Origin of the sequence: Rhodococcus sp. IEGM 1341, from assembly GCF_030056895.1 — a bacterium.
In the GTDB taxonomy this organism is placed as follows: Bacteria; Actinomycetota; Actinomycetes; order Mycobacteriales; family Mycobacteriaceae; genus Rhodococcoides.
Map to the genome: position 1 here is coordinate 198345 of NZ_JASHKV010000005.1, position 22041 is coordinate 220385.

Below are 22041 nucleotides of genomic sequence, written 5' to 3' on the forward strand. Positions count from 1 at the left end.
TCAGGGAGCGGGCGGAGCGATCGGCGGGAAACCGGGCAGCGTGAACTCCGGGAAGCCTGGTATCAGCGGTGGTGGCTGCTGCGTCGTCGGAGGAACGGTCTCGACGGGTGGCAGCGGAGCAGGCTCGGCCGTGGTCGTGGTCGTCGTCGGCTCCGGCGTCCACGGCTCCTGGTAGACCTCGGTCTCCGGTGGCACGGTGGTCGGTTCGACCGTGGTTTCCGGTGCAGGTGCGGGCGGCGGCAACACCGGCGCTGGTGTCACCGACGTGGGCGGCACCGTGGTGGTGGCAACGGGAGCTTCGGTCTGGTTCCGACTGACCGAGGTGTCGACCACCTGCGGTGTGTTCTGCTGGGTGATCATGAACGCGGAGCCGCCCACCACCAACGCGAGACCGAGCGCGAGAACACCTCCGGTGCGGAGCTTGCGCCGAGCCCGGGTGCGGTCGTCCTCGCCGTCGTCGTCGTCGTAATCGGCGTCGAGCCAGTAGACGTTCTTCAGCTGGAACGGAACCGGCTTGCCGTCGTCTGCTGCCTCGGGCCTGGCAGCAGAGTTCTCGGCAGACGAATCCCCCGTGTTCGCGCTCAACGCAACGACCTCCCCGTCGACCCGCGCCCCCTGCACGTGGCCGTCGAGAACATCTTCCACCACCGGTGAGGTCTCCGGAACCGAATCGACTGCACCGGATTCGGCGGAGTCGGTGAACCTCGAGGAAGCGAATTCTCCCGAGGTACCGGCGGAATCGGCCGGGACTTCTGACGCCGGGCCTTCTGACGCCGGGCCTTCGGACACCGGCACTTCGGACACCGGCACCTCGGACACCGTGTCCTGCGAGTGCGCGCCGACCGCTCCCGCCGCTATCCAGGGACGGGCCGGAACAGGACGCGCCGGCGAGGGAGCGGGGACAGGCACACCGGGCGCGGCGTGCTGGGACTCGGTATTCGCCGGAACCGGACGGACCGGCGCGGGTAGCGGCGGCGGCACCGGTACGGAAGCCGGTTCCGAGCGGACCCGCGACGTGGGTTCGGTGGTCATCGGCGCAGCGGACGTCGCCGGCCGATTCGGTGCCCGTCTCGTTCCGGTTCGCGTGCGTGAATGCGGCCGAGCGGCCAGTGCCGCTCCACGTGCAGCGACGGTCTCGGGCTCGGTCGGCACGATCGACGGGAGTTCGAGCAGTGGTCCGACGCGTTTCTGCACGATCGGCATGCGAGCTCCACCGCCGATCAGTACGACGGCGTCGATCGGAACGTTGGCACCGATCATCACGTCGCGCGCGAACTCGATGGCCTCGTCGAGCAGGTCGGTGATGAGCAGCTCGAAGTTCTCTCGGGAGAGCAGGATCATGCCGCTGGCGTCGGGCAGACATACCGCGTCCTGAGTGGACAAGCGTTCCTTGGCAATTCGGCAGCGCTTCTCGAACAACGCCATGTCGGGGTCGGTCGGCTGCTTGCCGAGGCGTTGGAGCTGATTGTTGCGCACGTAGGCGTCGAGCAGATCTCCGCTGTACGCACCGGATCGCTGCGAGGCGATGACGGTGCGCTGGACCAGGTCCACGACGCTGACGGTCAGTCCGGAACTTCCGAGGTCGAAGAGGGCGACGGAATTGCAGTTGCGGGCTTCGCCCGTTGCCGCCAGGTACTCGACGACGGCCTCCACCTCGGGGACCAGGTGGTAGTTGTGCAGGCGCGCACCGCTGAGGGCAGCATGCAGCGCGTCGGCCTGGCGGGGGTCGCGGTAGGCGACGCCGGTGGCCAGTTCGGGCTCGCTCTCGGCTGCGGCACCGATCGATTCGGCGGCCAGATGCGGAAGGTCTCCGCCGACGCTGTCGATGAGTTCGTTGCGGAAGAACAAGGGCCGGTCGATGTCGGTGACCAGGCCGGATGGGTCGCCGACGGGTGACCCGAACTGTTCGGCTCGGGGCTGCGCCGTGCGCACGGCTCGGGTCCCCATGGACACCCCAAGCAGCACAGTCACGGTTGTCGGCCTCATTTCGATCGGCAGTTGTCTTCGGACGCGGTCCACCTCGTCCAGAGCGCCAGGCTACCGCTTCGGCCGAATCGGCGGGGCGCGCGCCCCGGCGGTGGGCGGAGCCGGGCGCAGTGAAACCGGTCGCGCTCCCCACCCGGCCGGCTCGAACCGGACCCGAGGTCTATTCCGGCAGCTCCGGATCGACAGTCGGTAGGTACAGCTCGCCGGCGTAGGTGAACTCCCGCTCGTACAGGTCCGCATCGGACAATCGAACGGGCCCGAGCACCGGCAGCTCGGCGGGACCCGGATCGACCCCGTCGGCCGGACCCGCGGCGGCAGAAAGCGCAGCGGCGAACGTGGAATCGATGGGAATCTGCTGGTCGATCAGCGGAGTGGGCGGTGGAGTGTTTCCCCGGGTGAACACCAGTCCCACCACCGCGACGATCAGCAGACTCACGGCGGCGAGCACGGACGCGTCCCGAATCGACCAGGTGCGTCGGCCGCGGCGAACCGGCTCGGCGACGACCCCCGGCTCGGGTGCCGCGGGTTCGAGCACCTCGGGCTGCAGGAGTGCAGGTTCGTCGAGATCGATGTCGGCCGGGGCCGTATCGAAGGTGGTCGACGGGATCGTCAGATCCTCGGTCGCGAGTTGATCGACGGTGAGGCCGTCGACCATCCACTCCTCGACGGTGTCGAAGTCCAGCGTCTCCGGCTCGGCGAGCATCTCGGGTGCATCGAGCAGCTCCGACGCGTCGTCCGGGACGGTGATGATTCCCACATCGGCATGGAGAGAGCCGTCGAAAGGGGTTTCGGCGGGTCTTTCGTCGAGTGCCGCACCCTCGGCGATGGCCATTGCAGGGTCGTCCGGCACGTGGACGGGAACGTTCCACTTGTCTTCGATGATGGTGCGCACCGCGGGGATGCCTGCACCGCCGCCGATCAGCAGTACGGCATCGGGCGCCTGCTTGGAGGCCCAGTCCAGGGCGTCGGAGACGAGCGGGGTGATCTCTCGCTCGAATTCCTTTCGGCTGAGCAACATCGGGCCGCGGTTGGGTGCCCGGACGCCGACCGACGAGCTCACCAACTCCTTCAGCTCGCGGAAGAAGGCCTGGTACTCCTGATCGCCCTCGGGGCCGACCGGAGCCGGCAGAATGCCCTTGGCCATCACGATGCCGCGGACCACCTCGTCGAAGCGGTCACCGCTGATGTCGACGGTGCGTGCGGTCCACTCGACGTACTCGCCCGCCACATCGAGTGCGGTGGCCGAAAACCCCTTCTTGCCCAGGTCCACGACCAGGACGTAGTCCTTGTCGGCCAGTTCCGGAACGGTGCGGGCATAGGCGAGCAGGGCGCGGGACTCCTCGACCATGCGAGCGTTCGGCACGGTGCCGTCGCCGAGGGTCTCCAGCAGCGCCGTCACGGCTGCGGTGTCCCATCCTGCGAGCACGATGTCCTCGAACGGCCCGAGGTCGACGAGCTTGCCGGGCAGCAGGTCGTGTGCGCCCTCTGCGTCGATGGAGTCCTCGACGCGGCGGCCGTCGGCGATGTACGCGATGCGCACGGCACCGGTACCCACTGACACCCCGCAGACTCCGCCCATAGACCAGACAGTCCTTCACAGATTGTGTTTCGACGCCCGATCCGGCGCCCGTACGAGCCCCCGCTCCACTCGAAGTGTACGGCGGCTCGGATACCCGATGCGGGCATCCCGGTAACGCTACTAAACAATCTGCGATATTGTTTAAGAGGGTCTGGGGAGACTTTGGGTCGAAAAGGCGCACTGCCAGCCGACCCTGAGTCGACGACGAGGCCGTCCGGTCTCGTGGTTAACGCGATCGGTGGAGGTTTCGATGCAGACGCTCAATGCTCACGACGTGGTTCGAGTGCGAACCGTTCTGGAGAAATTCGGAAAGCTGCCGGTCCCCGTTGAGGGCATCGACGAAGCTGCCGATCTCTACGACAGCGGCCTCACCTCGCACGCCAGCGTCAACGTGATGATCGCGCTCGAGGACGAGTTCGACGTCGAATTTCCCGACACCATGCTGCAGAAGTCGACCTTCGGCAGCATCAACGCGATCGCCGCGGCCATCGCCCAGCTGACGGACTGAGGCCATGACCACCGTCTACGAGAGCTCGATCGACCAGTCGATCACCGACGTGCTGGCCGTACTGCGGACCTACGCCGACGAGGTCGATCGCGATGCCCGTTTTCCCACCGAATCGGTGGATGCGCTGCGCGACGCCGGCTTGCTCGGGGTCGGAATTCCGCGGGAGTTCGGCGGAGGCGGGGCAACACTGACCGACATAGCCCGGATCTCGCGCGCCCTCGGTGCCGAGTGCGCATCGACCGCGATGATCTTCGTGATGCACCAGTCACAGGTGCTCAGCATCGTCCGCCACGGCAAGTCCGACGCCATGGCAGACCTGCAGCGTCGGATCGTGACCGATCGCATACTGGTGGCGTCGGCCACCACCGAGATCAACATCGGCGGCGACGTCCGCTCGAGCAGTTGCGCGGTGGAGTACGACGGTGAGCAGATCACGCTCAGCAAGAACGCACCGGTCATCTCCTACGGCGAGTACGCACAGATCGTGTTGGCGACGGCGCGGCGCAGCGTCGACAGCCCGCCGAGCGATCAGGTGCTCGTGGTGTGCGAGAAGCCCGACGTGACGCTCGTCAAGACCGGCACCTGGGACACCCTCGGCTTTCGCGGCACCTGCAGCCCCGGCTTCATGCTGGACGCGCGCACGACGACGTCGAACATCCTGGGCGACAACTACGGCGACATCTCCGCTCAGACCATGCTTCCGGTAGCGCACGTGCTGTGGGGATCTGCGTGGCTCGGCATCGCCGACGCGGCGGTCACCAAGGCGCGCAAGTCGGTGCAGAAGGCCGCACGCAAGACTCCGGGAACGCCGCCGCCGAGCGCGCTGCGTCTCGCGGAGCTGATGGTGGTGCACGAGCAGTTGGTGGACACGGTGTTCGGTGCCGCAGCCAAGTTCGAGGCCGTCTCCGACAGCCCCGCCGAGCTCGGAGCCATCGGTTTCGCACTCAAGATCAACAACGTCAAGGTCACCGCGTCGACGCTCGTCATCGACATCGTCGGCAAGGCACTGCAAATCTGTGGCATCTCCGGCTACCGCCAGGACGGCGAGATGAGCATCGGCCGTCATCTTCGCGATGCGCACGGGTCCGCGATCATGGTCAGCAACGAACGCATCCTGGGGCACAACTCGCAGCTCTCCCTCGTCTACAAGGGAAAATGATGACCACCACACACTCCGCACCGGAGGCAGACATCAGCGAACTCGACTCGGCCCGAGCCACTTTCCGCGCCGAGCTCATCGACGCCGGCTTGCTGGTTCCCAGCTCGATCCCCGGATTGTACGGGCGCAGTGGCGAATTCGAGGACATCATCGAGTTCGTCGATGCCCGCGTCACCGAGGCAGGCGTCGCCGAACACGGCCGTCAGGCCACTCGATTCCGGTTCGCTCCGGTCTTCCCGCGGGAAGCCTTCGAGCGCACCGACTACATCGCGTCGTTCCCCAACCTCACCGGTGCCATCAACACGTTCGAGGGCGACAACAAGGAACACGCGGCGCTGTTGGCGGAAAGATCCGACGGTAAGGACTGGGATCACTTCCTGCATTCGGCGGGCACCATGCTGGTCTCGGCTGCCTGCCATCCGTCGTACTCGATGCTCACCGGCACGCTGCCCGACGAGGGCACGCTGATGGACATCTACGGCTACTGCTTCCGGCACGAGCCCGCGGTGGATCCGGCTCGGATGCAGGCATTTCGGATGCACGAGTTCGTTCGAGTCGGCACCCCCGACGACGCGATCGCACACCGCGAACGCTGGGTACCGCGCGGTCTTCAGGTGCTGGCAGATCTGGGGTTGGAAGCCGAGGCGGTCATTGCCAACGACCCGTTCTTCGGTCGCGCAGGACGCATGCTCGCGGCGAACCAGCGCAACGAGAACCTCAAGACCGAACTGGTCGTCAAGCTCTACGGAGATCTCGACGAGGGCACCGCGGTCGTCTCGTGCAACTGCCACCGCGATCACTTCGGGCACACCTTCGGCATCGAGACCGTCGACGGCGAACCGGCCCACAGCGCCTGCGTCGGCTTCGGCATGGAACGCATCGCCCTGGCGATGCTCCGCACCCATGGACTCGATCGATCGGCCTGGCCTGCCGCACTGCGCAACTGATCGATACCGCTTCACCCGTGTACGTACACGAAGGACCAAACCTGTGAACAGTTCCCGCACCGCTCCCCGGCGCATCGGCTCAGTTCTCGCCGAGTCCTCTTCGCGTACGGCGGGCGGCAAGTACTCGATGTGGTTCGGCCCGGCCGACTCACCGCTGTTCGGCACCGTCCATGTGCCGTCCGGCGGTCGGGCGCGCGGCGGTGTGGTGCTGTGCCCACCATTGGGCAAGGAACAGGTCGATTCGTATCGCGGCATGACCCTGCTCGCGCAGAAGCTGTGTGCGCAGGGACTTCTGGTGCTGCGGTTCGACTATCACGGCACCGGGGATTCGTGGGGCGAGCAGGATCAGCCCGACGCGGTGGCGCACTGGCAGCGCAGCATCGTCGAAGCCGTCGCCTACGTTCGTGGTTGCGGGGTGAACGACGTCGGCCTCGTCGGTCTGCGCGTCGGGGCCTTGTTGGCGTGTTCGGTCGCCGCCGAGTGTGGCCCGCTCACCGCGATGACGCTGTGGGATCCGGTGGTCAGAGGACGGTCGTATCTGCACGAGCAGCGCGCGCTGTATTCGGTGAGCGTGACCACCGACTCCGACGCAGATCCGCGGGTGTCGATCATCGGCGCTGTGCTGCATCCCGATTCGGCTGCCGACTTCTCCGCGCTCGATGCCGCGAAGACGAGAACGGACGCACCGGTGCTGGTTGCCACGCGCGCCGAGCGAGCCGATACCAAGCCCGTACGCAGGGTCGTCGAGACTCTCTCGGCTCAGGAACACATTCTGACCGCGCACGACGACTTTCTCGAGCCGAGTGATTTCGAGGTCGTCATCCCGACGTCCGACATCTCCTACCTCGCGACGTGGACGGCGTCGAAGTTCCCCGCGACACCCACCGCCGACGTGGCGGTGAAGCGTCGATCGCGGTTCGTGGTCGACGGAATCCACGAGAACATCGAATACCTGGGCGCACAGGGGCTCTTCGCGATTCGGTCGTCCTCGGATCTGTGCCTGCCCGGTGGACCGACCGTGGTGTTGTATCCCACCGCCAACGAGCACCGTGTCGGCCCGGTCCGTATGTGGGTGGAACTGGCGCGGCTACTGCCTCGCTTCGGAGTGGCCACGATGCGTTTCGATCGTCGCGGCACCGGCGAGAGCGGAATCGTGTCCGATACGGAGTTGACCCGGCTCTACAGCGACGAGGGCAACGAGGATGCACTCACCGCCGTCCGGCAGTCGGGGTCGACCCCGGACAATGTCCTGGTGGCCGGAATGTGCTCGGGCTCCTGGTATTCCAGCTTCGCCGCCCGAGAACTGGGGGTTCGTGCCGCAGTACTGCTCAACACCCTGGACTGGACCACTCGTCGACTCGAATTCGTCAAGCGTTCCTCGATGCACATCGAGGAGACGGGACTGAAGGCTCGCGCACTCGACCGTCTGCACCACTGGGGTGTACGGACCAAGAATGCACTGCAGCCGCGAATTCCGTATGCCCTGTGGATCTGGCTCGGCCGGCGCGGATTGATCCAGGTTCCCGAGATCTCGCTGCGCATTCTCAGCGACCGCCGGGTGCAGACACGAGTTCTGCTCTCCCCCAGCGACACCGCCTGGTTCGAAACCAATCGTGGCCCGGAGGGAATGCGCCGGCTCCGACGCCGATCGTCGGTGCCCACCGTCACCTCGTTCGAGTCCGGTGATCACTCGCTCTACGGCCGCGACCTGCGCGAGAACGTGCGAGCCGAACTTCTCGCGGTCACTGCTGCTGCATTCGACCTCGAGATCACTGCTCCGTCGCCTCCCGTCGCAGTGGGGCGGGTTCGATTGTGAAGCACCGCGCTCCCCGAATCCTGCCGCCCAAGCACGAACAGCTCGAACAACTTCGGTGGTATCCGGTCGAACCGGCTCGGTTCGACCTGGGTCTGATGAACAGCCCGACGATGCCGGTGCAGACCGTGCCTCGGCACGATGCCGTGCAGTCGGTCGATGTGTCTCCGATCGCCGACCCCGTCGAACATTCGGCACCCGAGACGGGACCGGGTTCGAAGGCCTCCGATCGCAACCTCGCGCTCAACTCGATGGCCCTGATGCTCTCGACGGCCATCACCGGCGCACTCGGCCTGCTGTTCTGGGCTGCAGCCGGTCGGCTCTACCCCGTCGCCGAGGTGGGCAGCGCGTCGGCGGTCATCACCTCCGCGGTGATGCTCTCCACGTTGTCCAATCTGAGCCTCGGTTCGATGTACGAGCGATTCCTTCCGATCTCGGGCCGGTTGGCCAAGTCGTTCATCGTGCGCGGCTACCTCACCGTCACCGCGTTCGCGTTCGTGCTCGGCGGCGGCTTTTTGCTGGTTGCACCGGTGGATGAGATGTTCACCAACACCGCTGAAATCGTCTCGTTCCCGTTCTTCGTCGCAGTGCTCGCGGTGTTCGCGCTGCAGGATCAGACCTCCTCCGGCCTGGGCGTCGCCCGATGGGCGGCCGCCAAGAACGTCTTTCACGCCGTCTTCAAGTTCGTGTTGTTGTTGGCGCTCTTCTCGACCGAGCGCAGCACCTCGATCATCTCCGCCTGGGCCGTCCCCGCGATCGTGGCGTCGATCTTCGTCCTGCGCGCGATCCTGAAGAACGTCCGCACCGAACAGCGGTACGCCGGCAAGCCGGATCTGCCGCCCCGGCGTGAGATGTGGGCCTACTTCGGTTCGGCGTACGGCATCACCGCGCTCGGCTCGCTCGCTCCGCTGCTCGTGCCGATGATCGTCGTCGCCACCCTCGGTGCCGAGCAGAACGCCTACTTCTCGCTCACCTGGTCGATCGTCAGTGCTCTGTACATTCTCATCAGCGTGTTGATCGGACCGTACGTCGCCGAGGTCGCCGCCCACCCCGAACAGTTCCACCGCCTGACGAAGCGATTCATGAGCCTCGTGTGCATCGTCGCGGTGGGCGGGTCGATCTTCCTGGCGTTCGTTGCACCGTTCGGACTCGGCCTGATCGGCCAGGGCTATCGCGATCAGGGCACCATCATCGTGCAGTTGGCCGCGCTGACCATCCCGCTCTCCGTCGTCGGTTCCCTGTACGACGGTTTGGCTCGGGTCCGTCGGCGCATGCGACTGGCCGTGATCGTGCAGGTGGTGGCCACCTCGATCATCATCGGCGGCTCGGTGGCACTGTCGTCGTCGATGGGCATCGCGGCCGTCGGCTGGGCGTACCTCGCCGCGGAGGCGTTCGGGGCAGTCGTTCTGATCGTGCCGCTCGTCCGATGGATTCGTGAGCTGTCCGCAGGCAGCAACGGCGAGTCCGGTGACGACCAGGGCCCGTCGGGCTCTCCCGGACCCCGCGGGCCGATCGACGACAGCGATGCCCGCCCACCTCGATCGCGTCATCGCGAGCCACGCCACGCCGAACCCCGCCACGCGGAACCGCCTCGCCGCGAGCCACAGGACGGCCGGCCGCAGCTCGACGAACCGTCACCGCGTCGCATCCCTGTCCACGCTCAACACAGGACGGCACCATGACTCAGACCTATCGCGCCAGTTCACTGGACATGCTTCGGTCCGATTCGCGCATCGTGACCGTGCTGGGACCTGCGGACTTCGGTGATCTCGCACGAGTGCGGAGCCGGGTACTCGCACTGGCCTCGATCGGTCCTGCGACGCGGCTGGGCCTGCGCGCCGACCAGTCTTCGGCCGGCTGGGTCTACGAGCCGGAGCGGGTGGTCGAGCACATCGTCGAGGGACCCGCCGTCGATCACGAGCAGTTGGCCAAGGAGCTCACCGAGTTCTCGCACGCGTCCGTTCCCGAGATCACTCTGCGGATCCGTCTGGCCGGTCGCTACCTGTTCCTCGATCTCAATCACGGTATCGGCGACGCTCTGTTGCCGGTCGACCTGTTCGCCTACTTGGCCGACGCACGTCCCGACGCCCCGCTTCCGGCGTGGGCGAGCAGAGCCATCGACGGTCACCCTCTCCGAAAAGCACTGTTGCGCTGGATCGTTCGAAATCCCAGGAAAGTCTTCGACACGATCCACGACCGCGTCCGTCCCGGTCCGAACCCGGAATACGCAGCCACCACCGCCGCGCCGGACACCGCATCGCCGACGGCATCTCGGCCGTGGGCACCGTCCGCGGCGGTGGCCACCGTGGTGACGCAATCGGGTACCACCGATGCGATCCGGCGGTGGCGGGAATCCCACCTGCCCGGCGCGAGTGTCAGCGCGGTCATGTGTGCCGCCGTGGCTGCGGCGTTCGCGCGCACGTCGTTGTCACTCGATCGTTCCGCGGCGTTTCTGTTCGACTGCCGCCGCTACCTTCCGCCGTCGACGGTAGTGCTCGGCAACTTCGCGGCCGGGATCCGTTTCTCCGACATCGATCCCACCTCGGCCGGGGAGGTGCACGGGGCACTGTCCGGTGCCATCGCCAAGGGCCGTCCCATCGCATCCGCGACGATCAGCACCATCAGGTACAAGCGTGAACACAAGGCCGTCTCCGGGGTGTTCGGAGACAAAGTTCCGGTTCGCCCCAGAGTTCAGCTCATGTACTCCGATCTCGGTAGGGTCAGGCAGTTGGAGCAGGTCTCCTGGGTTGCCGATCCCGCCGACCGCGCCTTCTTCGTGATCGCCGATCCGGGACTACCGGAGTCGGTGATGATCACGATGGAGACCATCGGTTCGGTCGTGTTCGTCTCGGCGTCGTTCCACGACAATGTTTTCGATCGCCACACAGTGCAAGCCGCACTCGATCTCGTAGCAGCGAACCCCCTCGCATTGCTGGCCCCTCAGGAGAAAACTGCATGACCATCGAAGCGAAGCGCCCCACCGAACCCGAAGCGAACAGTCCGACGTCGAGCACCGGTGCGCCTGCAACGAAGCGATCGGTCTTCGTTGCCCACGTCGCTCGGTGGGCGGGCTTGTCGGTGGTGCAGTTCGTCCTCGTCGAGTACATCGTCTCGGCCACGTGGCGTGGTCTCTACAGCTACCGGAACAACTACATCAGCGAGCTCGGCGTTCCTTTCTGCGGACCTACCGGTAACTGGCCGTGCAGCCAGCTCTACGTGCTGCTGAACGCCTCGATGGTGCTGTTCGGTGTGGCGATCGCCGCGGTGGGCGCATCGTGGTACATCGTTCGCCGGATCGACGGCAGGGCCGCGTCGTTCTTCCTCGTGGCCGGCGCAGGTGCCACGACCGCCGGCGTGATCAACCAGGGCGTGAACTACCCCATTCACTCGTTCGGAGCCACCGCGTTCTTCATCTTCGGAAACTTCGGCCTCGTCGTCGCGGGCGGGCACCGGAGTCTGCCGCGTGGTATCCGCATCGTCGTGACCGCGCTCGGTGCCGTCGGTCTGGCCGGCTACTTCGCCTACATGAGCGGTCACGAGTTCGGTCTCGGTATCGGCAGCATGGAACGCATCGCCACCTATGCACTTCTCGTGGGCATAGTCGTGCTCTCGGTCTCGCAGTTCAACGCGACGCGAGTTCCGAAGAACGTCGACGAGACCGCGTGAGTCGTCATGCCGCATCGAGCCACGAGTCCGGAACGGGGACCGTCGAGGTTTCGCGGCTGCCAGGAACCGGGCTCATCGTCGAGCCTCCACGTCGACGCTGGCCTTCCGTTCTGGCGTTCCTCGTCGTGCTGGGTCTGGTCGTCACCGGAACCGTGTACGGGTTGACGCAGCGCTCGGACGGAGCCGACCCCGACTCCACTGCGCAGGGCACCGTCGACGCCACCTCCACGACGTCGGCGTCGAATACCGAAGCCGCCAAGCCCGGATTCACCGTCTACGACGACTTCTCGGGCACGGCGGGTGATGCCATGTCGGACGACCGTTGGAGTCACGATGTCGGACAGACCGGTTGGGGCAACAACGAGAAGCAGGACTACACCGATTCGACCGAGAACTCGTCTCTCGACGGTGACGGCCACATGGTCATCAACGCGATGCGCAACGGTGACGGGTACACCTCGGCCCGAGTGACCACCAAGGACAAGTTCGAGTTCACCTACGGCCGCATCGAGGCCAGGATCAAGATGCCGGCCGGAGCCGGACTGCACCCGGCGTTCTGGATGCTCGGTACCGACCTGGACTCGGTCGGCTGGCCGCTGTCCGGCGAGATCGACATCATGGAGACGTTGAACCAGGCCGACCAGTACCACACCGGAATCCATGCCCCCCAACCTGATTCGTTGACCAGCCAGAAGGTGGACGCAGGCGGGATTCCGCCCGAGCCACTGTCCGAGAACTTCCACACCTACTGGGTCGAGCGCTCTCCCGGCCGCGTGACCACCGGCATCGACGGCACCACCTTGGCCACGATCACTCCGGCAGACCTCACCGGCGGCAACGACTACTGGGTCTTCGACAAGCCGTTCTTCCTGCTGTTCAACGTCGCCGTCGCCGGTGACTGGCCCGGCCCCACCGACAACTCCACGCCGTTCCCGGCGACCATGGCGGTCGACTGGGTGCGGTATCGCGCCGACTGAGACCCCGCCCCACCTGCCCGTACGTGTCACTCGAAAGGACCCTCCCCGTGTTACCTCCCGCGCTCCCCAGACTGCAGTCTCCCGAATGGGACGGTGCCGTGTGGATCGGTGACATCGACCTGGAGCAGGATCTTCCGGACTCTCTCGTCCTCGACGGTTCCGACGGTTACCACCGTGCCCGGTTGCTGATCCGACGCGGACCGGACCCCCTCGGCTTCGTCGAACTCGATGTCGTCGACGGCGCGGTCGCGGCAGACGATGCACGGAGGGCGGCGATGTCGCTCGCCCAGGTTCCGATGCCCGATGCTGTGCCCGAGACCGATCGAGCGTTGCCGCCGATCACCGTGGTGATCTGCACTCGTGACCGAGTCGATCATCTGCAGGGCGCGCTCGCGTCGGTGTCCGCTCTGGACTACCCGGATTTCGAGGTGGTCGTCGTCGACAATGCGTCTCCGACCGATGCCACGCAGCAGTACGTTCGGGGGTTGGACGACTCCCGTGTTCGCGTCGTGTCCGAGCCGACGGCGGGTCTGTCGAGGGCCAGGAACACGGGTTTACGGGCAGCGCGGCACGACATCGTCGCCTTCACCGACGACGACGTCGCCGTCGACGCGAGGTGGTTGCGCAGCATCGCGCGCGGCTTCGGGCGGGCCGAGCGGGTCACGTGCGTGTCCGGCATCGTGCCGAGTGGGGAGATCCGCACTCAGGCGCAGGCGTACTTCGATCGCCGCGTCGGGTGGGCGAGTTCGGTGACGCCCCGGGTCTACGACCTGAAGAACCCTCCGGCCGACGTGCCGCTGTTTCCGTTCCAGGTCGGAATGTACGGAACCGGAGCCAATTTCGCGGTCGACCGCGGCCGGATGTTCGATCTGGGAGGATTCGACGAGGCATTGGGAGTGGGATCGCCGACCAACGGCGGTGAGGATCTCGACATGTTCTTCCGGGTGCTGATGGCCGGCGACAAGCTGGTGTACGAGCCTGCGGCCATCGTGTGGCACCGTCACCGCGCCGATCCCGAGGCGTTGGCGGTCCAGGCGCGCGGGTACGGGCTCGGGCTCGGCGCGTGGCTGTACACGGTCGCCACCGACCGCAGATCCGCGAGCCTCGCGGCGAAGGTTGCCGCCCGCCGACTCGGCAGTGCAATTCGGTTGTCGGCCAAGATGAGCAAGGTCGCCTCCCCTCCCGACGATCTCGCTGCCGACCTGCCCGACGGCATCGGCCGGATGGAACTGCTCTCCATCGCCAAGGGCCCCGCGGCCATCCGGCGCAGCAGGCGCGAAGGTCGCGAACGCACTCCGCTGGCGGGGGTGAGCCGTGAACCCGTCCTCGACTGATTCCAGATACCGGTCCATCGCGGATCTGCGGCACAAGCTGTTCGTCCCGTCCGACTGGACCGACTGGCCCATAGGCACCACCGACTTCGCTGCAGGCACGCGGCGGCGCGCGGGTAGCCGATTGCGCTACTCGGACATCAGCGTCCTCGCCGCCCTGTCCGGCCTGGCCTCGATGATCGCGCTGCCGACGCTGGTTCGCGTCGTGCTTCTGACGGTCCTGCTGTTCTTCGGACCCGGTGCCGCGATCCTGTCGTGGGTGCGCATCCCACGCACCGCGGTTCCTGCCGCCCTGCCGATTCTGAGTATCTCGGTGGTGACACTGATGGTGTCGGCGGCGATGTGGGGCTACCGCTGGTCGCCCCGGATGTGGACGTTGTGGCTGTGTCTGGCCCTGATCGGCTCGTCGGTGCTCTGGTACCGCAAGCACGGCCGTCCCGACCTGCCGGTCTGGGTGGCGCAGGCACGTGAGGTCGTCTCGCCGTCGTCGCGAACGTCCGCCCTCGCTTCCGTGAAATTCGCTCTGACCGACCGAGAGACGTTGCGACGCAATGTTGCCGGCCTGATTCTGGCGTTGGCGTTCTTTCTGTGGCTGCCGTTGTTGCCCGGTCTCGAGCGCGCAACGTACTCGCAGTTCGGGCTGCTGACCGCCGGAACCGGCCCTGGTTTGGTGCTGTGCATGGTGCTGATCATGGCGGCGTTCCTGATCGCGCTGCGTCGTCATCAGCTGCGCACCATGCTGGTCGCCATCGGCCTGGCCATCGTGGTCCAGCGATTCACCGTCACCCTCGTCACCTCCGCTCCGATCTACGACTGGACGTACAAGCACGTCGCCGTCACCGAGTTCGTGCTCGATCTGAACCGACTGGCTCCGAGCGGCGTCGACATCTACAGCGAGTGGCCCAGCTTCTTCCTCGTCTCGGCCTGGTTCCAGCACGTCACCGGATACGACACGCTGGCTCTGGCGCACGTGTTCGCGCCGATGATCCACGTGGTGCTCGCGGCGGCCGTCTACGGACTGGCGCGGGTCATGAAGTTCGACAAACGCGCCGCGATCACCGCGGCGATGCTCGCCGAGGTCATCAACTGGGTGGGCCAGGACTACTACTCACCGCAGGCGTGGGCCGTTCTGCTCGCCGTGGGCTTCCTGGCGCTGCTGATGTCCTCCTCGCTCACCCGGTCCGCGGCGTTCCTGTCGATCGTTCCGTTCGCGGCCCTGGTCCCGACGCACCAGCTGACGCCGTACTGGCTGATGGCCGTCACCGGCGTGCTGCTGGTGACGCGGCGAGCCAAGCCGTGGTGGTTGATGATTCCTCTCGGGATCATCCTGCTCGGATACCTGTATCCGCGACTGCCGATCGTGGCACCGTACGGACTCTTCCAGGGGTTCGACCCCGTACAGAACGCCGCGAGCAACGTCGAGGCGGAGGGCGTGCTCGGCAAACAGATCACGTCCCTGGTCTGCCGCGCACTGTCCGGCGGGGTGTTCGTGCTGGCGTTCGTCTCGGCGATCTACGCCTGGCGTACCAAGAAGACGTTCTGGGCACCGATGGTGATGGCGTTCGGATCGATCATGCTGCTCGCCGGGCAGAGCTACGGCGGCGAAGCGATCTTCCGGGTGTACCTGTACGCGATCCCCGGCTGCGTGCTGTTGATCACGCCGCTGTTCCTGGCCCTGTTCGATCGCAAGCCCTCCCAGGATCGCCCGTCCCGGGCCCGCAGGCTCACCGCCCGGACATCGGTTGCGGTCGCCACGGCCGGGGCACTCGGCAGTGCCGTGCTGGGCTTGCAGAGCTACTTCGGCCTGTGGCCGATCGTGCTCGAACACCGCGACCAGATCGACGACGCCCGCGCGGTCGCCGCGCAGTCACCGTCCGGCACCGCAGTCACGATGCTGTACTCCTCGGGCTACCCGGCCCGGTCGACGTCGGACTACGGGCGCCTGACGGAGGCCAACGAGTACTGGGACGTCCCGCTCTACGCGCTGGGCCCCGAGTACATGGAAGGCTTCCCGACGCCGGAGAAGCTCGGCCAGATCGACTACAACGCGTCGGTCAGCGACACACCCACCTACATGGTCCTGACCCGTCAGTCGCTCGAGGCGATGCAGTACTACGGGTTCGTCGCCGACGATGCGGTCGCACGTTTCCGGCAGTGGCTCGCCACCAACTCGGCGTGGTCGGTGCGGTATCAGGACACCAACACGATCGTCTACCAGTACCGATCACGTTGATCTCGTCACAAACTATGACGTGTATCTCCAAACAATCTCCCAGTTGGTTTGTTCGCGGCTTGACAAACTCGTAGCTTCTTTTAAGCTTGCTTTCAGTCAAAGGAAACAGGTTCTTACGCTTGAGAACGAGCGTTATGACACTGTCTGTGGATGCGGCGGGGGTCGATTCACGGAGTTCGGAGACATCTGCCCATCGCACTCGACCCATGTGGAATGGATATGTTGAATCGTCAGAATCCCCGCGTCAGTGTCGTCATCCCGACGCTCAACGAGGCCGCGAACCTTCGTCACGTCCTCCCCTTGCTCTCGCACGACTACGAGCTCGTGCTGGTCGACGGTGGATCCGTCGACGGCACCATCGACGCGGCGCGCGAGATCCGCGGTGACATTCGCATCATCAAGCAGACCCGCAAGGGCAAGGGCAACGCTCTCGCCTGCGGCTTCGAGGCCGCGACCGGGGACATCATCGTCATGTTCGACGCCGACGGTTCGGCCGATGCCGCCGAGATCCCGCGCTTCGTCGACGCCCTGCTCGCCGGTGCCGACTTCGCCAAGGGCAGCCGGTTCTGCGAGGGCGGCGGAAGCCACGACATCACCCCGCTGCGCCGTGCAGGCAACGGTGGCCTGCACCTGGTGGCCAACACCCTCTTCGGGACTCGCTTCTCGGATCTCTGCTACGGCTACAACGCCTTCTGGCGCGACCTGGTGCCGGTGCTGGATCTCCCCGTCGTCGATCAGCCCGGTGCCGAGGGCATGATGCTCTGGGGCGACGGTTTCGAGATCGAGACCATCATCAACTGCCGCTTCGCCGAGGCGTCCGTGCGCATCGAAGAGGTGCCGAGCGTCGAGTCGGCTCGCATCTACGGTCAGAGCAATCTGCGCACCTTCTCCGACGGCTTCCGGGTGCTGCGCACCCTGATGACCGAGCGCATGCGTGCCCGCAAGATCAAGCGCAAGTCCATCGTTCGGCCGTTGCGAGAGTCGGTCGACGCCCGCACCGACATGGACCTCGAGTTCGAGGCCCTGGAGTCGTACAACGAGGTTCTCGAACTCCGCGAGAAGACGGCGTGAGTCTGCCGACTTCCTCGGTCGTCATCTGCGCGTACACCCTGGCTCGGTGGTCCGAACTACAGGCTGCCGTGCGTGCCGTCCTCGATCAGGTCGTTCCGGCGGACGAACTGATCATCGTCATCGATCACAATGCGCAACTGGCCGAACGTGCGCGCGAGGAGTTCTCGCCGCTGCACCGGACCGTGAACGTGGTGGAGAACAACCACCCACGTGGCCTCTCCGGAGCGCGCAACACCTCGCTCGACCTCGCGACCGGTGAGATCGTCGTCTTCTTGGACGACGACGCCTCACCGCGCACCACAGAGTGGCTCGGAGCCATTCTGTCCCATTACTCGGACGATGCCGTGTACGCCGTTGGGGGCTCTGCATACCCGGTATGGCCGGACAAGCGTCCGGCCTTCTTGCCGGCCGAGGTAGTGGGTGAACCCGGCGAACTCGATTGGGTCGTCGGGTGCACCTACCGCGGGCAGCCAACGGAAACCGCTCAGGTCCGCAATCTCATGGGCGCGAACATGTCGTTCCGCCGTGAGCCCGTCGTCGCACTCGGCGGGTTCGTCTCCGGCATCGGCCGGATCGGTCGAGTGCCGCTCGGTTGCGAGGAGACGGAGCTGTGCATCCGTCTGCGTCAGACGCATCCCGACGCCCAGATCGTGTTCGATCCCTCGATCGTCGTCGATCACACCGTCAGCGCAGATCGCACTCGTCCGCGCTATCTCATCACGCGCAGCTACGCCGAGGGCGTATCGAAGGCAGCGATCGCCCGGTTGATCGGGGCCGAGGACGCACTGTCCTCCGAGCGGGCCTACACCGCCAAGATTCTTCCTCGCGCGGTCGGCCGGGAGACCAGCGCAGCGGCCCGCGGCAATCCCGCGCGCGCGTGGGGTGCGATGGCCGTGGTGGCCAGCGTCGGTGCGGCCGGAATCGGCTATGCCCGAGGAAAACTCAGCACGAGCCGCTAGCGGCACGTGCACAGCTTGGGCCATCGACTGAATTCGTAGTCCACTACGAGTTACCGCTCACGACCTTCGGTGCCACCGAGGCCCGCTCCACGGAGTTCAAAGCGCGCACGTGTCCGCGCGGTGCACCCCCGCCGCGACCGACGAGCGTCAGCGTACGAGGTTCGTTCGGTGCCAGGTGGAACCACGAGTCGGATACCTCGAAGCCGTCGATGTCGACGCAGACGTACTGCGCCGGCCAGTCGGATCGGACGATCAGTTCCCATGTTCCAGAATCTTTTTCGACAACATTCGCCGTGAGGCCCACCGTGTTCTGACGACTCTGCGCGCCGACGAGCGCGGTGGTTCGTGCCGCCTCGACGCCGCTGTCGTCCAGAAACAGGACCGTGACGGCGGAGTAGGTGCGGCTGCCGAAGCGGTAGGCGTGGTTGACGTCGGTGAACGTGCCGACGATGGAATCCACCGTCAGTGCGATGGATCCGTTCGCCGGGGCGCTCACCGTGCGTTCGAACTCGTGGCTGCCGCGGGAGGCGTGCAGCACCACTCGAACAGTGCCCGATCGAGCCGGTCCGTCGTTGACCAGTTCCACCGAATAGCCGTCGAGTCCGTTGTCGGACAACAGCAGTGCCACCGGGGCACTGGCCCGCGCCAACGCGTAGAAGGGTGCCTTGGGCACACCGGCGGTGTCGACGATGCCCCAGCCCGCACCGGGGACGGTGTCTCGTAGCGTCAGCACGAGGGCTCCGGCGCACCCCGAGGATGCTCGACGCCAGTGGCCGAACGCTTCGGTGAACGCTTCGACGATCGCCGCTCTACCGTAATCGAGATACAGCTCTGCATCGTCGCGCCGGATCAGGTGTGGGTCGACGCCGAAGATCGTGCGTACGTAGTGATCGCGCACGTCCTCGAAATCCCAGGACGAGCCGCGGTCGCGTGGGACGGCGGCTTTCCAGTCGGGGTGGTGACCGGCAACGGCCGCGGACCCGAAGAACTTCTCCACCTGCGCCCGTTCCGGGGGAACTGCGAAGGCCAGGCACTCCGCCGCGAAACGTACTCCGGCAGTGCGGATATCGGACAGTGGTCGGAGATAGCCGCCCACCCCGAAGTAGTGCGCGATGCCGTCGCCGACGTGCGTGTGCAATTCCCCCTGAGCGCTGGACGGGCTAGATGTCACATACGCCACAGCGGGCAGGCGATCTGCCAGAAAATCAGGAACAACGCTGTCCAGCATCACCATTCGCTGGTCCTCGGCTGCGATTCCCAACATCGTGGGCTGCTGCTGCGTCTCGCTTCCACCACTGACGACCATCAGGGCAGGGTTGGCCGAGACCGTGTCGGCGAACGCGTCGAGCTCGCGGGTGACCGCTGCGGTGTACGTATCGTCGGTGGGCGGGTCGACGGTGCCGAACATGACGTCCTGCCACACCATGATGCCCAATTCTGCACACAGGGACCAGAATTCGGTCTGCTCGTACACCAGGGTGCCGACGATGCGCACCATGTTCAGACCCGCCGATCGGAGCTGCACGAGCGCCGCCCGCAGCTCGGGCTCGGGCGACCACAACCGCACCGGGTCCAGCGGGGTCCACGTTCCTCCGCGGCAGAAGACGGGGTCGTCGTTGACCGTCAGTACTGCGCCGCCTGCCGTACGGTCCAGCTCTACCGTACGAAAACCGACGACGCCCAGGGGATGGACGGTGCCGTCGACCTCGAGCGCCACGCGATACGTTCGCGGTCGGCCGTGTGTATGGGGCCACCAGAGTTCGACGTCGGGCAGCGTCACCGCTGTGTCGACGCGCTCGACCCTGCCGAGCTCGAAGGCCCTGTCGTCGATCAGGATTCGAGCCACCCCGGGAGCGCCCAGGTCGGCGCGCAGTGTGACGATGCCGTCGGTTCCCGATACCTCCGTCGTCAGGTGGACGCGACGCACGTCGGGGATGGGGGTCATCGTCACCGGACGCCACGGTCCGACGGGTACCGGAAGGGGTCCGTACACGGGTGCGCGACCGAGCATCGTCGTTCGCTCGTGTCGCAGCCCCTGCGCGGCGATCAGTGACGATCGCCACCGACCGCGGGGGCGTCGGGACTTCAGTTGGGCTGCAAGCGATTCGATGTGGACGGCGATGGTGACGGTGTCACCGCAGTCCGTCAGATCGAGGGTCTCGGGAACGAACATCGACGTCACGGTTCTGCGATGGACGCCATCGATCCAGATCCGGGCGCGGGTCGCGATGCCGCCGAAGCGCACTCGCACCCGGCGATGGTCACCGGTGGAGACGTGAGTGACGAACCACCAGTCGTGCTCGTCGGGGTCCACTGCGAGTGAGTGTCCGAGCGCAGTGGCAACCGTGCCCGGCACCACCGCGTCGACCCAGTCGAGATCGTCTCCTAGGTCGGCAGGGTCGAGAACAGAGCCGGCGTCGGTTCGGGCCAGCCGCCACCGAGCGCCGTCGAGCAGATCGATCACGTGCCCAATGCACCTGCAACGATGTCCATGGCGGCAGCCCAGTTCTTGCTCATCTCGATCAGAGGCTCGTCGAGCACCACATCCCGGCCACGTGCGGCGCGCGCCATCCGGAATTGAACGGCCTTGGCGCCGGAGGCGGCATCGAGGAAGTGCGGCGCTGCCGCAGCGGCTCCCGTGATGCCACGACCTTCGAGGTAGTGCACGTAGTTCGCCGCCAGTTCCGCCGTGGCACCGAACTGCCGGAGCAGGCCGAACGACCAGAGGTGGAATGCGTCGGGTCCCGCAGTCTGTACGAGCGGGATATCGGCGACGATGCGGCGAGCCAGAGCGTCGACAGGGTTGCCAGGAGCTCGACGCGCCAGATGAGCGCGAGCGACGTCGAGGTCTCGATCACCGAAACCCGCGTCGAGTACTGCGGGATCCACTCGAATCTGCTCGACGTAGGGCAGCAGCACCTCCGCGTGTGGCTCGGGGGCGAGATTGAATATCCCGTCGAAGTCGGCTCCGGTGAGCTCGAAATAGCCGCGGTTGTGGAAGTACCCCATCACCTTGGCGTCGCGATCGACGAGATTCGGCACGATGGTGGTCTTGGTGTGCTGGTTGCGATAGCTGGTTCCCGCCGTGTCGGGCAGCCAGAAGCCGTCGACCTCCACGGTGACGTGGATGCCGTCTTCCAGGCCTTCGACGACGTGCTCGAGTACGGGACGCCACACGTTCATCTCGGCGACGCCGATGCCGTACAGGCTGCGTAGGTCCTCGGGGGCGATCTTCACGAAATCCCACTGTCGACCGTCGCATCCGGCGCTCAGCACGAAGGCGAGAGCCGGAGTGGGATCTGCACCGAACGAGTGCAGAACTTCGATCCACAGGTCGACGTAACAGTTGGTCTCGGTCCAGATGCGGTCGTGATTGTGTATCGGGTGTGGTCGGTAACCGATGGGTTCGAGTTCGAGGACTCGTAGGCTGGTACCGAGCCTGTCCAGCACTGCATCGTTCGACATGAAGCCTCTCCTACCGGATCGAATGTCGGACGGTCCCCGAGCCGCATTTGTCCGTATTGCCTGTATCCAGGCCCCTAATCCTAACGAATCGGTTTGTTCTTCGCATTCGATCGGACGGTAAGATTGTTTTTGCCCGGGCAAACTATTTCCAGGGCCACCATCTCGACAGCAGCGATACCCGACTCCGGTAACGCGGACAATCGCAGAGCGAGCAGTCGGTTCCGCGCCGGTAATGCCGGTGCGCAGCTTGTTCGTGATGACACTTGCACAATGGCTCTGAGCTGGGCACATGCCGAGTGTAGACAACACCTGACACATCCATGCCCAACTCGGGCAGGCAAGAGGAG

General features: G+C 65.9%; 16 protein-coding genes. 12 read left to right on the forward strand and 4 right to left on the reverse strand.

Annotated features, from left to right (window positions below; translation table 11 throughout):
- Together QM615_RS13980 and QM615_RS13985 are read right to left on the reverse strand one after the other, a co-directional pair.
- The gene (locus tag QM615_RS13980) at positions 1 to 1971 is read right to left on the reverse strand and encodes an Hsp70 family protein (protein ID WP_269594995.1); all 1971 of its coding nucleotides are present in this window, start codon (positions 1969 to 1971) and stop codon (positions 1 to 3) included.
- A gap of 175 nt (positions 1972 to 2146) precedes the next feature.
- Positions 2147 to 3547, reverse strand: coding sequence for a DUF7159 family protein (locus tag QM615_RS13985; RefSeq protein WP_283347420.1), 1401 nt, complete (start codon positions 3545 to 3547; stop codon positions 2147 to 2149).
- 268 nt (positions 3548 to 3815) lie between these two features.
- On the opposite strand from QM615_RS13985, the gene QM615_RS13990 reads away from it, so the two are divergent.
- The 12 genes from QM615_RS13990 (at position 3816) to QM615_RS14045 (ending at position 18229) form a co-directional block, all read left to right on the forward strand.
- A complete protein-coding gene (locus QM615_RS13990; RefSeq protein ID WP_032396368.1) occupies positions 3816 to 4073 on the forward strand; it encodes an acyl carrier protein in 258 nt (85 codons plus the stop codon).
- Positions 4074 to 4077: 4 nt separating this feature from the next.
- Complete coding sequence (locus QM615_RS13995) at positions 4078 to 5232, forward strand: acyl-CoA dehydrogenase family protein (protein ID WP_149407377.1); 1155 nt, start codon at positions 4078 to 4080, stop codon at positions 5230 to 5232.
- A complete protein-coding gene (locus QM615_RS14000; protein ID WP_283347421.1) occupies positions 5232 to 6179 on the forward strand; it encodes an amino acid--[acyl-carrier-protein] ligase in 948 nt (315 codons plus the stop codon). The genes QM615_RS13995 and QM615_RS14000 overlap by 1 nt, the downstream gene beginning before the upstream one ends.
- Before the next feature lie 43 nt (positions 6180 to 6222).
- Complete coding sequence (locus QM615_RS14005; RefSeq protein ID WP_283347422.1) at positions 6223 to 7995, forward strand: alpha/beta fold hydrolase; 1773 nt, start codon at positions 6223 to 6225, stop codon at positions 7993 to 7995.
- Complete coding sequence (locus QM615_RS14010; protein WP_283347423.1) at positions 7992 to 9674, forward strand: lipopolysaccharide biosynthesis protein; 1683 nt, start codon at positions 7992 to 7994, stop codon at positions 9672 to 9674. Before QM615_RS14005 ends, QM615_RS14010 begins: the two co-directional genes overlap by 4 nt.
- A complete protein-coding gene (locus tag QM615_RS14015) occupies positions 9671 to 10951 on the forward strand; it encodes a hypothetical protein (protein WP_283347424.1) in 1281 nt (426 codons plus the stop codon). Before QM615_RS14010 ends, QM615_RS14015 begins: the two co-directional genes overlap by 4 nt.
- Positions 10948 to 11658: a DUF998 domain-containing protein gene (locus QM615_RS14020; protein WP_283347425.1), complete on the forward strand. Its 711-nt coding sequence runs from the start codon at positions 10948 to 10950 to the stop codon at positions 11656 to 11658. Before QM615_RS14015 ends, QM615_RS14020 begins: the two co-directional genes overlap by 4 nt.
- A complete protein-coding gene (locus QM615_RS14025; RefSeq protein WP_283347426.1) occupies positions 11655 to 12635 on the forward strand; it encodes a glycoside hydrolase family 16 protein in 981 nt (326 codons plus the stop codon). Before QM615_RS14020 ends, QM615_RS14025 begins: the two co-directional genes overlap by 4 nt.
- A 47-nt stretch (positions 12636 to 12682) precedes the next feature.
- Entirely contained in the window at positions 12683 to 13969 is a 1287-nt protein-coding gene (locus QM615_RS14030; protein WP_255183129.1) for a glycosyltransferase family 2 protein, read from the forward strand.
- On the forward strand, positions 13950 to 16199 hold the full coding sequence (locus tag QM615_RS14035) for a hypothetical protein (RefSeq protein WP_269595002.1): 2250 nt from the start codon (positions 13950 to 13952) through the stop codon (positions 16197 to 16199). Before QM615_RS14030 ends, QM615_RS14035 begins: the two co-directional genes overlap by 20 nt.
- A 219-nt stretch (positions 16200 to 16418) precedes the next feature.
- The gene (locus tag QM615_RS14040) at positions 16419 to 17270 is read left to right on the forward strand and encodes a glycosyltransferase family 2 protein (RefSeq protein WP_411567339.1); all 852 of its coding nucleotides are present in this window, start codon (positions 16419 to 16421) and stop codon (positions 17268 to 17270) included.
- Positions 17267 to 18229 (forward strand): glycosyltransferase family 2 protein, encoded by a 963-nt coding sequence (locus QM615_RS14045; RefSeq protein WP_269595004.1) that lies wholly within the window; start codon positions 17267 to 17269, stop codon positions 18227 to 18229. The genes QM615_RS14040 and QM615_RS14045 overlap by 4 nt, the downstream gene beginning before the upstream one ends.
- A gap of 43 nt (positions 18230 to 18272) precedes the next feature.
- Here the strand turns inward: QM615_RS14045 and QM615_RS14050 are convergent, their stop codons facing one another.
- Positions 18273 to 20693, reverse strand: a complete 2421-nt coding sequence (locus tag QM615_RS14050) for a glycoside hydrolase family 2 protein (RefSeq protein ID WP_283347428.1) — start codon at positions 20691 to 20693, stop codon at positions 18273 to 18275.
- Positions 20690 to 21694: a DUF1839 family protein gene (locus tag QM615_RS14055; RefSeq protein WP_094686915.1), complete on the reverse strand. Its 1005-nt coding sequence runs from the start codon at positions 21692 to 21694 to the stop codon at positions 20690 to 20692. The genes QM615_RS14050 and QM615_RS14055 overlap by 4 nt, the downstream gene beginning before the upstream one ends.
- Positions 21695 to 22041: the final 347 nt, after the last annotated feature.

Excerpts from the sequence above, each read along its gene's own strand:
- QM615_RS14020 (WP_283347425.1), top strand. The coding sequence starts at position 10,948 with ATGACCATCGAAGCGAAGCGCCCCACCGAACCCGAAGCGAACAGTCCG.
- QM615_RS13990 (WP_032396368.1), top strand. The coding sequence starts at position 3,816 with ATGCAGACGCTCAATGCTCACGACGTGGTTCGAGTGCGAACCGTTCTG.
- QM615_RS13995 (WP_149407377.1), top strand. The coding sequence starts at position 4,078 with ATGACCACCGTCTACGAGAGCTCGATCGACCAGTCGATCACCGACGTG.
- QM615_RS14040 (WP_411567339.1), top strand. The coding sequence starts at position 16,419 with ATGTTGAATCGTCAGAATCCCCGCGTCAGTGTCGTCATCCCGACGCTC.
- QM615_RS14055 (WP_094686915.1), bottom strand. The coding sequence starts at position 21,694 with ATGTCGAACGATGCAGTGCTGGACAGGCTCGGTACCAGCCTACGAGTC.
- QM615_RS14000 (WP_283347421.1), top strand. The coding sequence starts at position 5,232 with ATGACCACCACACACTCCGCACCGGAGGCAGACATCAGCGAACTCGAC.
- QM615_RS14015 (WP_283347424.1), top strand. The coding sequence starts at position 9,671 with ATGACTCAGACCTATCGCGCCAGTTCACTGGACATGCTTCGGTCCGAT.